This is a genomic window from Winslowiella toletana (genome assembly GCF_032164335.1).
GTDB classification, from domain to species: Bacteria; Pseudomonadota; Gammaproteobacteria; order Enterobacterales; family Enterobacteriaceae; genus Erwinia; species Erwinia toletana_A.
Genome location: NZ_CP134152.1, coordinates 564,663 through 577,939 on the forward strand (window position 1 = coordinate 564,663; position 13,277 = coordinate 577,939).

Consider the following 13,277-nt stretch of genomic DNA (forward strand, 5'->3'; position numbering starts at 1 on the left):
ACATGACTACGATCGAAACCACGACTGAAATCGAAACTACTTTTGCTGACCTGGGCCTGAATGCTGCCCTTCTCGAATCCCTGAACGGTATGGGCTACGTAAAACCATCACCTATCCAGTTAGAGTGTATCCCACACCTGCTGGCTGGTCGTGACGTGCTGGGCATGGCCCAGACTGGTAGTGGCAAAACAGCTGCATTCTCTCTGCCCCTGCTGAACAATGTTGATAGTAATCTGAAAGCACCACAGATTCTGGTGCTGGCACCAACTCGCGAGTTGGCGGTTCAGGTTGCTGAAGCTATGACTGAATTCTCTAAGAAAATGAACGGCGTAAACGTTGTGGCCCTGTATGGCGGCCAGCGTTATGACGTTCAGCTGCGTGCTCTGCGTGCCGGTCCACAGATCGTTGTGGGTACTCCGGGCCGTCTGCTTGACCACCTGAAACGCGGTACGCTGAACCTGTCCAGCCTGCGTGGTCTGGTACTGGACGAAGCAGATGAAATGCTGCGTATGGGCTTCATCGAAGACGTTGAAACCATCATGGCGCAGATCCCAGACGGTCATCAGACCGCGCTGTTCTCTGCAACTATGCCGGAAGCTATTCGTCGTATTACTAAACGCTTTATGAAAGATCCGCAGGAAGTGCGTATCCAGTCCAGCGTTACTACTCGCCCGGATATCAGCCAGAGCTACTGGACTGCTTACGGTCGTAAGACTGACGCGCTGGTTCGCTTCCTGGAAGCGGAAGATTTTGATGCGGCGATTATCTTCGTGCGTACCAAAAACGCGACGCTGGAAGTGGCTGAAGCGCTGGAGCGTAGTGGCTACAACAGTGCTGCACTGAACGGTGATATGAACCAGGCACTGCGTGAGCAGACGCTGGAGCGCCTGAAAGATGGTCGTCTGGACATCCTGATTGCCACCGACGTTGCGGCACGTGGTCTGGACGTTGAGCGTATCAGCCTGGTTGTTAACTACGACATCCCTATGGATGCTGAGTCTTACGTTCACCGTATCGGCCGTACCGGTCGTGCGGGTCGTGCTGGCCGTGCGCTGCTGTTCGTTGAGAACCGCGAGCGTCGTCTGCTGCGCAACATCGAACGCACCATGAAGCTGACCATTCCTGAAGTTGATCTGCCAAATGCAGAACTGCTGAGCGAGCGTCGTCTGGCTAAGTTCGCGGCTAAAGTTCAGCTGCAGCTGGAAAGCAGCGATCTGGACCAGTACCGTGCACTGCTGGCTAAAATGCAGCCAGAAGAAGAACTGGATATGGAAACTCTGGCCGCAGCTCTGCTGAAAATGGCCCAGGGCGAACGTCCACTGATTCTGCCACCAGATGCACCACAGCGTCCACGTCGTGAATTCCGTGACCGTGACGATCGTCGTGATGACCGTCGTGGCGAGCGCGGTGACCGTGCTCCACGTGAAGCGCGCGATGGCGACCGTCCACGTCGTGAACGTCGTGAAGTTGGCGATATGGAACTGTACCGCATTGAAGTTGGCCGTGATGATGGTGTTGAAGTTCGTCATATCGTTGGCGCGATTGCTAACGAAGGCGATATCAGCAGCCGTTACATTGGTAACATCAAGCTGTTCGGTACTCACTCAACTATCGAGCTGCCGAAAGGCATGCCGGGCGATGTGCTGTCGCATTTCACCCGCACGCGTATTCTGAACAAACCAATGAATATGCAGCTGCTGGGCGATGCACAACCGCGTAGCAACGACCGTGGTGCTGAGCGTGGCGGCGAACGTCGTCCGGGTGGCCGTGGTGGCTTCGGCGGCGGTGCAGGCCGTGAAGGTGGTCGTGATGGCGGCGCACCGCGTCGTTTCAGCGAGCGTCGTGAAGGCGGCAATGGCGGTCGTGGCGGCTTCAGCCGTGACGGCGGCAACCGTGGTCCACGTCAGGACGGCGGAAGCGCACCCACTCGTCGTCGTGATGCATAATCACTGATGCCAATAAAAAAACCAGCCTTCGGGCTGGTTTTTTTTTGCTCCAGGGGAGCCGTTTTCGAATTCCGCCCTGATGTTACTCTGCGGCACGAAAGACGAGAATGTCGGCCTTACAGCGTTTGTGCCGCCTGCATCGCCAGCTCAAACGAGCGCAGTCGCGCTCCGGTATCAAAGATCTGGCCGTTAACCATAATCTCATCCGCATCGGTTTCACGAATCAGTGAGGCCAGGCCATCACGCACTTTAGCGCTGTCACCGACGATCGACATACTCAGTGCCTGCTGCACGCCATACTGCTCTGACGGCGACCACAGGTTATCCATATTTTCCACCGGAGCCGGAAGTGGGCCGGGCTTACCGCGACGCAGGTTGATAAACTGCTGCTGCATTGAGGTAAACAGAAAACGGGCGTCACGGTCACTTTCGGCGGCGACGACGTTAACGCACACCATCGCGTAGGGCTTCTCGAGCCGCGCCGAAGGTTTGAAGTTCTGACGATAGATTTGCAGCGCCTGGAACAGTAAGTCAGGCGCAAAGTGTGAGGCAAAAGCAAATGGCAGGCCCATTTGTGCTGCCAGCTGAGCACTGTAGAGACTGGAACCCAACAACCATACCGGAATTTTCAGACCGAGGCCGGGCACCGGCTGTACGGGTGGCTGTTCATCCTGAAGTGCATCGAACCAGTTAACCAGCTCGGCGACATCTGCCGGGAAACTGTCGGCCTGGGCACCGGAGAGATGACGGCGCAGTGCCATCATGGTGCGCTGGTCAGAGCCGGGTGCGCGTCCCAGTCCCAGATCGATACGTCCTGGATAGAGCGACTCGAGAGTACCGAACTGCTCCGCAATCATCAGCGGCGCATGGTTAGGTAACATCACGCCGCCAGAACCGAGGCGCAGTGTGGTAGTGCCCGCAGCCAGATAACCAATCAGCACCGAGGTGGCAGCACTGGCGATGCCGGTCATATTGTGGTGTTCTGCCAGCCAGTAGCGATGGTAACCCAACTTTTCCGCCTGCTGAGCCAGCGCCAGCGAAGTATGGAACGCATCCCGCGCCGAAGAGCCTTGCGGGATGGGGGCTAAATCGAGAACTGACAGAGGGACAGTTTTTTTATCAGACATAGGAACTCACTTTTTTATGCACGACGAACAACGTCGCCTGCTATCAATAAGTATCAGTGTTAGCTGACTGTCCCTCTATTAAAGCTGTATTTATCGCCAGCGGCTTTACACCCTGTGCCGTGTTAGTTTTCCAGTACCAGCCCGGCCAGATTGCGCCAGTAGCCATTACAGTCATTTCGCTGCGCGACCATCAGCGGTGAGCCGCCATTTTCATTGGCCCGGAAACGATCGATCACCGTCAGCGTTTGCTGATCCTCAGGCGATAAACGCACGATATCTACCAGCCCGGACATCGACGCCAGATCGTTACCGAGGTTGTAGCAGTAGCCACTCATGGTCTGGATCCCATTCAGCACAAACACTTGCTGATTCTCCTGCGACAACACGCGACGGCCTTGTGGATAGTTAATACAGCAGGTCTCACACTCATCCTTGGCGCGATTCTCGGAACGGGCGGTAAAACAGCGCGCCGACAGTGCCAGCGGCAGATGCCCATAGGCCATTACTTCCACCTCAAATTGCTGACGAATTCCCAGCTCATCGCACTGGCGCAGGATATTCGTCAGCCAGTCGCGCGACAGTTCGACCGGCATGCACCAGCGCGTCATGCCCTGTTTCAGCAGTAGCTTCAGGGTAACGGCGTTATAACAGTTTAGTGCGTGACCGGCGACAAACGGCAAGTTCTGCTCTGCGGCGAGATTCACCGTGCCTAAATCATTGGCCTCAATCAGAAACTCACCGTTATCAACATAGCGCTTTATTTCACTCAGCTCGGAAGGCGACTGCACCAGCGCCAGCGTGCTGAACACCACCTGTTTACCGCTCTGGCTGAGCTGTCTGGCGATATCCAGCCAGGCGCTGAATTTGGTGGCGCGGCGCTTGCTGCACACGCTCTCGCCGAGATAAATAATGTCAGCACTGCTGCTGGCGGCAGCCTGATAAAAATCACTGAGTTTTTCAGTTGGCCAGTACCACAGTACCGGCCCCAGGGCATATTTCATTGAGGCTCCTACTGCCATTTACGGTGGTATGCGCCGAGTGTGGTTTGCGTACCTTCAGATAACGCACCTAAGGCATTCATCCAGTTTTGCTCGACCTTAAACTCATCGGGAGACGCTTTGCAGCGATCGATTGCCTGACGCCAGATACGCGCCACCTCAGCGACATACGCCGGGCTACGCTGGCGTCCTTCAATTTTTACTGAGGCGATATTGGCCTGCAGCAGTTCCGGCAGTAGTGCCAGCGTGTTCAGACTGGTTGGCTCTTCCAGCGGGTGATAGCGCATTTCATCGACTTTATAACGTCCTTTGCACAGCGTCGGATAACCGGCATGTTCACCATCGGCATAGCGGTCAATTAACACTTCATTCAGACGCGCTTCCAGACCCGCTTCGGTTTGCTGCCAGCGCACAAAGCGTGCTGGTGAGCAGGCGCCGACGGTATTAGGCGATTCTCCGGTAAGCCAGGAAGAGAGATAGCAGCGGCCTTCGGCCATAATGCACAGGCTGCCAAAGGCAAAGACTTCCAGCGGTACTGGCGTGACGCGCGCCAGCTGGCGCACCTGATGCATCGACAACACGCGTGGCAATACCACTCGGGAAACAGCAAAATTACGCTGATAGAACTTTATTGCTTCGAGGTTGGTGGCTGACGCCTGTACGGAAACATGTCGTTCAATATGCGGATAGCGCTCAGCGGCGTAATCCAGCGTCGCCAGATCGGCAAGGATCAGCGCATCGGCACCGAGATCCGCCGCCACATCGATCGCCCGCTGCCAGCGCTGATAATTATCGGGATGGGCAAAGGTATTAATCGCGACATGCAGTTTGCGTCGCCGCTGATGCACAAAGCGCGATGCCTCGTGTAAGCGCTTTTCGGTAAAGTTAAGGCCGGCAAAGTGGCGAGCATTGGTCTCATCTTTCAGACCGATAAACACCGCATCGGCACCATTGTCGATGGCTGCTTTCAGGGCAGGGAGGTTCCCGGCCGGACAAAGAAGTTCCATGATTATTCTCTGTAATGAGCGATAACAGTCGACGAGTGTAGATCTGCTGCCGATGACAAATTTTGATTTAAGGCAGCGAATGGCGTATTGAATGTATATTGGTAGTTCAAAAAGAGTAAAGTTCGTTCACTTTGTTGATCCCGCTACCTGATGAATTTTGTCGATATGGCAAAATGTCCGAAATTTTTCAAAAGGAGTGATAACGGGTGTTGAATCAGCTTCGCGCACAGTGCGTACAAAATGGTCCGAAATTTCTGCGTTTTCCGCTACAATTTACCCCTTTCGCGTTGAAAAAACGTTTGTTGCAGCAACTGCTTAACTGGCAATTTGCGCAAGCTCTGGCTGAAGGTGAGTTAGACTTTCTGCAGGGACGCTGGTTGGGCATTGAAATTCGCGATCTTGATCTGCGTTGGGCGACCAGTGTGTCAGAGGGGCAGCTACAAGTTAGCGATGCTCAGCAGATCGATGTATGGTTTCGGGGTGACGCTAATGATTTAATATTGGTGGCGGCGCGTAAACGCGATCCGGATACGCTGTTTTTCCAGCGCCGGCTGGTGATAGAAGGTGATACCGAGCTTGGACTTGAGGTGAAGAATTTAATGGATGCGATTGAACTGGAAATGATGCCGACACCGCTGCGTATCGGGCTAATGCAACTGGCTCAGTTTGTTGAGGCTGGGCTGAACAAGGACGCGAACTCCCCGGAGAATCGCGCAGGTGCGCCATGTTAATTCGGACAGAAATCGGGGTTGATGCCGCAGGTATCGACAGTCTGCTGCGCCGCTGCTTCCCGACGCCGGCAGAAGCCGAGCTGGTACAGCAGCTGCGCGAAGACGGCCTGCTGACGCTGGGCGTTGTCGCCACGGATGATGAAGGCCAGGTGCTGGGCTATGCGGCATTCAGCCCGGTTTCCATGCAGGGTGAGGATCGACAGTGGGTGGGGCTGGCACCGCTGGCGGTGGATGGCAGCGTACGCCAGCAGGGTATCGGCAAACAGCTGATTTACGAAGGGCTGGATACCTTAAATGAATTCGGCTATGCCGCCGTGGTGGTGGTAGGCGATCCGGCATTTTATGGCCGTTTCGGCTTTGAACCGGCCGCGCGCCATCAGCTCCACTGTAAATGGCTGGGCGCCGAAGCGGCATTTCAGGTCTACAAACTGGCAGATGACGCGTTTGTTGACGCGCAAGGGCAGATTGAGTTTGCCGAGCCGTTTAACCGTTTCGATTAGCCAGCCACTGTGGCAGTGAGACAGGCTGGCTTTCGACCAGCCTGATCTTGTCCTGCTTTTTCAGCTGTTTTACCTGATATTCCAGCTTTGACGCGCTGGAACGATCGCCCGCTTCACAGTGAAACAGCAGCGCCAGCGGACCTTTACCGCGCAAGGCTTTTGCCCCCTTGCCTTGCTGATGCTGGTGTAAGCGACGCGCCACATCGTTGGTGATGCCGGTGTACAGCATGCCGCTGGCGGTGCGCAGAATATACAGCTGCCAGACTGGCGTAGCAGAGTTATCCATAAAGACTCTCAGTTTGCGAAGATCTGTCAGCATTCTAAAGTGATTCAAATCTGGCGGCTATCGCCACTTTTCCGGAAAACACGGAGTTATTTTGTCCGAAACTGAAACGCTTGCCGCGATTGGCCGTTATCTGAAAAAACAGCATGTGCTGTCATTATGCTGTGGCACGGCGGAAGACTTATGGTGCGCCAACTGTTTTTACGTGTTTGATGCCAGCCAGACGGTGTTCTGGCTGATGACCGAACCGGATACCCGCCATGGCGAACTGATGCAGCAGCAGCCAGTGGTCGCCGGAAGCATTAACGGTCAGCCCAAAAGCGTCTTGTTGATTAAAGGCGTGCAGTACCGCGGGCAAATTATCCGCTTAGCTGGCGAACGCGAAGCGCTGGCGCGTGCCGCTTACTGTAAGCGTTTTCCGGTAGCAAGAAAGGTTTCCGCACCGCTGTGGGAAATCCGTCTGGATGAGCTGAAAATGACGGATAATGCGCTGGGATTCGGTAAGAAACTGCGCTGGCAACGCGCATAAAACGACGGGAGCCGCTTTCGGCTCCCGTGCTGTCGGTCAGAGTGACAAAATACGCAGCGATTCCCGATTAAACGCCGGTAAATCATCAGGCGTACGGCTGGTGACCAGTTTCTCGTCGTCGATCACCACCTCTTTATCGTAGAAATCTGCACCGGCATTTTTCAAATCAATGGCGATGGCTTTCACCGCGGTCATTTTGCGACCACGTACGGCGTTGGCGCTGATCAGCAGCTGTGGACCGTGACAAATGGCAAATATCGGCTTGCCGCTGTCGACAAAGGCCTTAGTGAAGGCAACAAAGCGGTCATCGCCACGCAGGCTGTCTGGCGAGTGGCCACCGGGCAACAGCAGCGCATCAAATTCGGCAGCATCGACCTGATCGATACCTCTATCGATCTTCACTTTTGCCTTACCTTGCTTACCGGTTACCGTTTTACCCGCTTCCGTATCGATAGTGACAAGCTCATGTCCCGCTTTGGAGTAAGCCTCGGCAGGAGAGGTAAATTCTGAGTCTTCAAATTCATCGGTAATCAGCACCGCAATCTTCTTGCTCATCTTTTCCTCCGTTTATATTGATTACATTATTAATTTTGGACAACTATGCTGAGTTAGCAATGTCATATAATGAGTTAATCTATAAAAATAAAGATTTACAGTGAGTTAGCTTAACACTGTGCCAGTAACAAATCGTTTCTGACCGAGACTATACTGAGAGTAAAGGGAGAACATCATGAGCCGAGTATTGTTGACCGGAGCCACCGGACTGGTGGGGGGCCATGTACTGCGTTTGCTGGTGGCAGACCCACGCGTCAGTGAGATTATTGTTCCGACGCGGCGGCCTTTGCCAGCACAGGACAAAGTGACCAATCTGGTGGAAGAGGATTTAACCGACGTACTGCGTCCGCTGGAAACGCCGATAGATCTCGTATTTTGCTGTCTTGGCACGACGCGTAAACAGGCGGGCAGCAAAGAAGCATTTATTCATGTCGACTATACGCTGGTGGTGGACAGCGCGCTGACCGGACAGCGGCTGGGCGCTAAACATCTGCTGGTGGTCAGTGCACACGGTGCCAATGCCCGCTCGCCATTTTTCTATAACCGGGTAAAAGGTGAGATGGAAAATGCGCTCCGGCATCAGGGCTGGCCACGGCTGACGCTGGTCCGGCCTTCGCTGTTGCTAGGCGAACGCCATCAGCAGCGCGGCGGTGAATCGCTGTTTGCGCCACTGTTTAAACTGTTGCCTGGAAACTGGCGGGCGGTTGAGGCGCGTGACGTCGCTGAAGTGATGGTGCGGCAGGCATTTACTGCCGCAAATGCGGAGATTACCGTGATCGAATCGGCCGATCTACAGCCGAATCAGCGTAAATAGTGAATCACCTGATTACTGCTGCCGCGCCACGGCAGCATGGGATCATGTAGCGCCTGAACAAATTTACCGTCGATCAACACATCGATCTCCGCCACCACTTGTTGCTGCGCGACCGTCAGCTGCGACAGGCTATAACCGGTCCATAGCCAGATATCCTTGCCGTGGCACTGGCGGCGCACCCGTTTCACCAGCCGCAGCACATCGGCCACATTGGCCGGGTGCAGCGGATCGCCGCCGGACAGCGACAGCCCCTGACGCGGAATACGGCGGTCGTTAAGATCGTTAATCAGCCTCTCTTCCATCTCGATGGTCAACGGCACCCCGGAATTCAGCCGCCAGGTGCTTTTGTTATAGCAGCCTGGACACTGGTGTTCGCAGCCGGCGACAAACAGCGTGCAGCGCGTGCCGGGGCCATTGACGATATCGACCGGATAGTACTGATGAATATTCATCCCAGCTGTCCGTTGCCCAGATGTTTGACGCGCCTTTTCACCTCTTCCTGTTTGCCGGCGTTAAACGGGCGGGCATCAGGGCTGCCAAGATAGCCGCATACCCGGCGGGTAACGGAAACCCGGCTGGCATCATGATTGCCGCATTTCGGGCAGGTGAAGCCTTTGCTGGTGCAGTCGAATTCCCCGTTGAAACCGCAGTCATAGCACTCATCGATCGGCGTATTGGTGCCGTAATAAGGCACGCGGTGATAGCTGTAGTCCCAGACATCTTCCAGCGCTTTCAGGTTGTGCTGAATATTGGGATATTCGCCGTAACAGATAAAGCCGCCGTTGGCCAACGGAGGGTAGGCCGCTTCAAAGTCGATTTTATCGTAGGGATTGACCTTCTTCTCGACGTCGAGATGGAAGCTGTTGGTGTAGTAGCCTTTATCGGTAACGCCGCTGATAACGCCAAACTGCGCCGCATCAAGACGGCAGAAACGGTCACACAGGTTTTCGCTTGGCGTACTGTAGAGGCTGAAACCATAGCCGGTTTCCTCTTTCCACTGCTCTGTGGCATCACGCATACGTGCGACGATAGCCAGCGCCTTTTCCTGTAGCGCGGCGTCGTCATAAAGATGCGTTTTTCCGCCGCTGAGTGCATTAATGGTTTCATGAATGCCGATATAGCCCAGCGAAATCGAAGCGCGACCGTTTTTAAAGATCGGCGCAATGTCATCGTCGGGCTGCAGGCGTACACCGCACGCGCCTTCCATATACAGAATCGGCGCTACCCGCGCTTTCACCCCTTCCAGCCGGGCGATACGCGTCATTAAGGCACGCTTCGCCAGCAGCAAGCGCTGATCGAGCAGCGTCCAGAAGCGTGCTTCATCGCCGGCGGCTTCCAGCGCGATACGCGGCAGATTCAGGCTGATCACGCCAATATTGTTGCGCCCTTCATGCAGCAGTTCGCCATCCTGCTGATAAACGCCCAAAAAGCTGCGGCAGCCCATAGGCGTTTTAAACGAGCCGGTAACCTTAACCACTTGATCATAATTGAGAATATCGGGATACATCCGCTTGCTGGCGCACTCCAGCGCCAGCTGTTTAATATCGTAATTTACATCGCCCGGCTGGTGATTAACGCCGGAACGGATGGCAAACACCAGTTTGGGGAAGACGGCGGTTTTATGGTTTTTACCCAGTCCGGCAAGGCGATTGCGCAGAATCGATTGCTGGATCAGACGCGCCGCCCAGCAGGTGCCAAGGCCAAAGCCAAAGGTGACAAACGGCGTCTGCCCGTTGGCGGTATGCAGGGTATTGACCTCGTACTCCAGCGACTGAAAGGCGTCGTAGCACTCTTTCTCGGTACGCGCATGGGCGTAGCCGGTGCTGTCCGGAATTTGCCACTGTTCTGCCACCGCCTGATGCCTGGCAAAACTGGCTTGTACAAACGGTGCCAGCACTTCATCGATGCGGTTAATGGTGGTGCCGCCGTAAATATGGCTGGCGACCTGAGCAATAATTTGTGCGGTAACCGCGGTCGCCGTCGAGATCGATTTAGGCGGTTCAATTTCGGCATTGCCCATCTTAAAGCCGTTGTTCAGCATCCCTTTTAAATCAATCAGCATGCAGTTAAACATCGGGAAGAAGGGGGAGTAATCGAGATCGTGATAGTGAATTTCACCGCGCTCATGCGCCGAGACCACATCTCGCGGCAACATCGTTTGTTGCGCATAGTGTTTCGCCACAATGCCCGCCAGCAAATCGCGCTGCGTGGGGATCACTTTGCTGTCTTTGTTGGCATTTTCATTCAGCAGCGTCGGATCGGTCTGCTCGACCAGCCCGCGAATCGCTTTATTCAGCTTGCCGCGCTGCTCACGCGCCCGATCGCGATCGTGGCGATACTCAATATAACAGCGTGCCAGCTGTGGATAGCGTCCGGCCATCAGCAGATCTTCCACTGCGTGCTGGATCTCGTGGATATCGACGCGATCTTTGCCAACAATTTTCCGGCTGACCTGGCTCGCCACGGTGGCAAAATAGTCGTAATCCTCAATCTGTACCGCGCGCGCTGCACTGGCAATCGCCGCGCAGATGCGCTGCTCGTTAAAGGCTACCTGGCAGCCATCTCTTTTGATCACAACTATTGCCACCGCCGCTCTCCTGTTAGTGAAATATCTATATGTAGACTTTGAAAGGCAGTGTAAGCGCTATATGTGGTGTTTTGATCGTAATTATCCGCATCTTTGTTGATGCAAAGCAAAGATTGATGATTGCGGCAGAAAAGATCGGCAAACGGCTTTCGATGAGAGAAAAATTGACCAGAAAAACGAACGGGAGCCGTTTACCACTCCCGTTAAGATGCTATGCGGGGTATGAAGGCAGGAAACGCCGCCGGTATCACTGTCAGCGTGCTTTCTGATACCACCACACCGCTTCATAGGGGCGCAACATCATTTCACCCGGTGCCGGGCGAGCATCATCATAGTTGCTCATCAATACCTGCCAGCGGCCAGCGAATACATCGGGATGCCACGACTGCGCTTCACCGCTGAGGTTCGCCACCACCACCAGCGTTTCATCGTTATATTGCCGACGATAGCACCATAAATACGGATGGTCGGGGAGCAGATCCTGATAATCACCCCAGGTAAGAATGCCATGGCTTTTACGCAGCTGAATCAGTTGCTTATAGGTATAAAATACCGAGTTCTCATCAGCAATTGCCGCTTCGGCATTAACCGTCTGGTAGTTATCGCTCATACCAATCCACGGCGTACCTGCGCTAAAACCGGCATTTTCGCTGGCATCCCACTGCATCGGCGTACGGCCGTTGTCGCGTGACTTACTGGCAAGAATTTCCAGCAGATTGTCATTGTCGCGCCCCTGCGCACGCAGCTCGGCATACATATTGTGGCTTTCAATATCGCGATAATCGATGATGCGGGTGAAGTGCGGATTGGTCATACCCAGCTCTTCCCCCTGAAAGATATACGGCGTGCCCTGCATACCGTGCAGCGCCATTGCCAGCAGCTTGGCCGACTGCACGCGGTATTCTCCCTCATCGCCCCAGCGTGAAACCACTCGTGGCTGATCGTGGTTACACCAGAACAGCGCGTTCCACGCTACGTTATGCATGCCCTGCTGCCAGTGGGTGAAGATATTTTTCAGCGCCACCAGATCGAGCGGCGTCAGCGTCCATTTCTGACCCTGATAAAAATCGACTTCAACATGGTCAAAACTAAACACCATTGACAGCTCTTCGCCTTCCAGCGAACCGTAGCGCTGACAATGCTCCAGCGTGGCGGAGGACATCTCTCCCACCGTCATCAGTTCGCGTGGGCGAAACACATCGCGGCTCATCTCCTGCATATATTCATGAATACGCGGCCCGTCGGTATACAGCCGCAGGCCGTCACCGGCCGGATCGTCCGGGAAATCCTGATGCTTGGAAACCAGATTCACCACGTCGAGGCGCAGGCCATCAATGCCGCGATCGGCCCAGAAGTTAACAATCTGCTTAAGCTCAGCGCGCAGATTATCATTCTCCCAGTTCAGGTCCGCCTGCTCGGGTGCCCACAGATGCATATAGTACTGGCCGCTCTCGGCGTGCCAGCGCCAGGCATTGCCACCGAACTTGGAACGCCAGTTATTGGGTGGGCCACCGGCTTCACTCTGATCGCGCCAGATATAGTAAGAGCGGTAAGGGCTTTCGCGATCGAGCGCGTCGTGAAACCAGTGATGCTGGGTTGAAGAGTGGTTAAACACCATATCGAGAATAACGCGCAAACCGCGCTTGTGCGCCTGTTCAACCAGGTTATCGAAATCGGTCAGGGTGCCAAACGAGGGATCGATAGCGGTGTAGTTAGCCACGTCATAACCGTTATCGACCTGCGGAGAGATATAAAACGGCGTCAGCCAGAGGGCATCCACCCCGAGCAATTTCAGGTAGTCGAGTCGCTGAATCACACCCGCCAGATCGCCTGTTCCGCTACCGGTCGTATCCTGAAAGCTCTTGGGATAGATTTGATAGATGACGCCGTTCTGCCACCACGGTGGAATTTTATTCATTGCTCAGTCCTGAATTTAAGGGGCGAAATGTTCCACCCAATTAGCGGTTCAGTATCTTCGGTCTTTTTTGCATCCTATAAGATTAGCCAGTTACTGGCGGTTCGATACCAAAGCTGACCAGGAATCAGTCTGAAATTAAGTCAGCCGGGAACATCAAGGCGCGAGAAATAACCGTGACACAACAAGATAGCGTCACTCGGCCGCGGAAAAAAAGTTAAGTAAATCCGTTAATAAGGATGTTGCAAAAATTTACGAGCAGGCCAAAGTTTCGCCATCGCCAAC

Annotated in this window: 13 protein-coding genes; 5 read left to right on the forward strand and 8 right to left on the reverse strand. The window is 54.5% G+C overall.

Annotated features, from left to right (window positions below; all coding sequences use genetic code 11):
- The first annotated feature begins 2 nt into the window (after window positions 1–2).
- Window positions 3–1,946 (forward strand): DEAD/DEAH family ATP-dependent RNA helicase, encoded by a 1,944-nt coding sequence (locus RIN69_RS02640; protein WP_313855370.1) that lies wholly within the window; start codon window positions 3–5, stop codon window positions 1,944–1,946.
- A 116-nt stretch (window positions 1,947–2,062) separates the two neighbouring features.
- On the opposite strand, the gene RIN69_RS02645 is transcribed toward RIN69_RS02640, so the two are convergent.
- The 3 genes from RIN69_RS02645 to ubiU all read right to left on the reverse strand — a co-directional run bounded on the left by RIN69_RS02645 (window position 2,063) and on the right by ubiU (window position 5,078).
- Window positions 2,063–3,073 carry a luciferase-like monooxygenase gene (locus RIN69_RS02645; protein ID WP_313855371.1) on the reverse strand — a complete coding sequence of 337 codons (1,011 nt, stop codon included), beginning with the start codon at window positions 3,071–3,073 and terminating at the stop codon, window positions 2,063–2,065.
- A gap of 122 nt (window positions 3,074–3,195) precedes the next feature.
- Window positions 3,196–4,074 carry a U32 family peptidase gene (locus RIN69_RS02650; protein ID WP_313855372.1) on the reverse strand — a complete coding sequence of 293 codons (879 nt, stop codon included), beginning with the start codon at window positions 4,072–4,074 and terminating at the stop codon, window positions 3,196–3,198.
- A gap of 8 nt (window positions 4,075–4,082) precedes the next feature.
- Window positions 4,083–5,078 carry a ubiquinone anaerobic biosynthesis protein UbiU gene (ubiU, locus tag RIN69_RS02655; RefSeq protein WP_313855373.1) on the reverse strand — a complete coding sequence of 332 codons (996 nt, stop codon included), beginning with the start codon at window positions 5,076–5,078 and terminating at the stop codon, window positions 4,083–4,085.
- 206 nt (window positions 5,079–5,284) lie between these two features.
- Between ubiU and ubiT the strand changes: the two genes are divergently transcribed.
- Together ubiT and RIN69_RS02665 are read left to right on the forward strand one after the other, a co-directional pair.
- Window positions 5,285–5,809, forward strand: coding sequence for a ubiquinone anaerobic biosynthesis accessory factor UbiT (gene ubiT / locus RIN69_RS02660; protein ID WP_313855374.1), 525 nt, complete (start codon window positions 5,285–5,287; stop codon window positions 5,807–5,809).
- Complete coding sequence (locus RIN69_RS02665; protein ID WP_313855376.1) at window positions 5,803–6,309, forward strand: GNAT family N-acetyltransferase; 507 nt, start codon at window positions 5,803–5,805, stop codon at window positions 6,307–6,309. The genes ubiT and RIN69_RS02665 overlap by 7 nt, the downstream gene beginning before the upstream one ends.
- Here RIN69_RS02665 and RIN69_RS02670 read toward each other — a convergent pair.
- Window positions 6,293–6,595 carry a GIY-YIG nuclease family protein gene (locus RIN69_RS02670; RefSeq protein WP_313855377.1) on the reverse strand — a complete coding sequence of 101 codons (303 nt, stop codon included), beginning with the start codon at window positions 6,593–6,595 and terminating at the stop codon, window positions 6,293–6,295. The two genes, RIN69_RS02665 and RIN69_RS02670, sit on opposite strands and share 17 nt — an antisense overlap.
- A 91-nt stretch (window positions 6,596–6,686) precedes the next feature.
- On the opposite strand from RIN69_RS02670, the gene RIN69_RS02675 reads away from it, so the two are divergent.
- Entirely contained in the window at window positions 6,687–7,121 is a 435-nt protein-coding gene (locus RIN69_RS02675; protein WP_313855379.1) for a YhbP family protein, read from the forward strand.
- Window positions 7,122–7,157: 36 nt separating this feature from the next.
- Here the strand turns inward: RIN69_RS02675 and RIN69_RS02680 are convergent, their stop codons facing one another.
- Window positions 7,158–7,676 (reverse strand): type 1 glutamine amidotransferase domain-containing protein, encoded by a 519-nt coding sequence (locus tag RIN69_RS02680; protein ID WP_313855380.1) that lies wholly within the window; start codon window positions 7,674–7,676, stop codon window positions 7,158–7,160.
- Window positions 7,677–7,851: 175 nt separating this feature from the next.
- Here RIN69_RS02680 and RIN69_RS02685 point away from each other — a divergent pair, with 175 nt between their 5' ends.
- Window positions 7,852–8,490 (forward strand): NAD(P)H-binding protein, encoded by a 639-nt coding sequence (locus RIN69_RS02685; protein WP_313855382.1) that lies wholly within the window; start codon window positions 7,852–7,854, stop codon window positions 8,488–8,490.
- Here RIN69_RS02685 and nrdG read toward each other — a convergent pair.
- The 3 genes from nrdG to treC form a co-directional block, all read right to left on the reverse strand.
- On the reverse strand, window positions 8,478–8,942 hold the full coding sequence (gene nrdG, locus RIN69_RS02690) for an anaerobic ribonucleoside-triphosphate reductase-activating protein (protein ID WP_313855384.1): 465 nt from the start codon (window positions 8,940–8,942) through the stop codon (window positions 8,478–8,480). The two genes, RIN69_RS02685 and nrdG, sit on opposite strands and share 13 nt — an antisense overlap.
- Complete coding sequence (gene nrdD / locus RIN69_RS02695) at window positions 8,939–11,077, reverse strand: anaerobic ribonucleoside-triphosphate reductase (protein ID WP_313855386.1); 2,139 nt, start codon at window positions 11,075–11,077, stop codon at window positions 8,939–8,941. The genes nrdG and nrdD overlap by 4 nt, the downstream gene beginning before the upstream one ends.
- 253 nt (window positions 11,078–11,330) lie before the next feature.
- Window positions 11,331–12,995 (reverse strand): alpha,alpha-phosphotrehalase, encoded by a 1,665-nt coding sequence (treC, locus tag RIN69_RS02700; RefSeq protein WP_313855388.1) that lies wholly within the window; start codon window positions 12,993–12,995, stop codon window positions 11,331–11,333.
- Window positions 12,996–13,277 lie beyond the last annotated feature (282 nt).

Coding starts and splice junctions, on each gene's coding strand:
- ubiU (WP_313855373.1), bottom strand. CDS start 5,078: ATGGAACTTCTTTGTCCGGCCGGGAACCTCCCTGCCCTGAAAGCAGCC.
- RIN69_RS02670 (WP_313855377.1), bottom strand. CDS start 6,595: ATGGATAACTCTGCTACGCCAGTCTGGCAGCTGTATATTCTGCGCACC.
- RIN69_RS02685 (WP_313855382.1), top strand. CDS start 7,852: ATGAGCCGAGTATTGTTGACCGGAGCCACCGGACTGGTGGGGGGCCAT.
- RIN69_RS02680 (WP_313855380.1), bottom strand. CDS start 7,676: ATGAGCAAGAAGATTGCGGTGCTGATTACCGATGAATTTGAAGACTCA.
- RIN69_RS02665 (WP_313855376.1), top strand. CDS start 5,803: ATGTTAATTCGGACAGAAATCGGGGTTGATGCCGCAGGTATCGACAGT.
- treC (WP_313855388.1), bottom strand. CDS start 12,995: ATGAATAAAATTCCACCGTGGTGGCAGAACGGCGTCATCTATCAAATC.
- RIN69_RS02650 (WP_313855372.1), bottom strand. CDS start 4,074: ATGAAATATGCCCTGGGGCCGGTACTGTGGTACTGGCCAACTGAAAAA.
- nrdG (WP_313855384.1), bottom strand. CDS start 8,942: ATGAATATTCATCAGTACTATCCGGTCGATATCGTCAATGGCCCCGGC.
- RIN69_RS02645 (WP_313855371.1), bottom strand. CDS start 3,073: ATGTCTGATAAAAAAACTGTCCCTCTGTCAGTTCTCGATTTAGCCCCC.
- RIN69_RS02640 (WP_313855370.1), top strand. CDS start 3: ATGACTACGATCGAAACCACGACTGAAATCGAAACTACTTTTGCTGAC.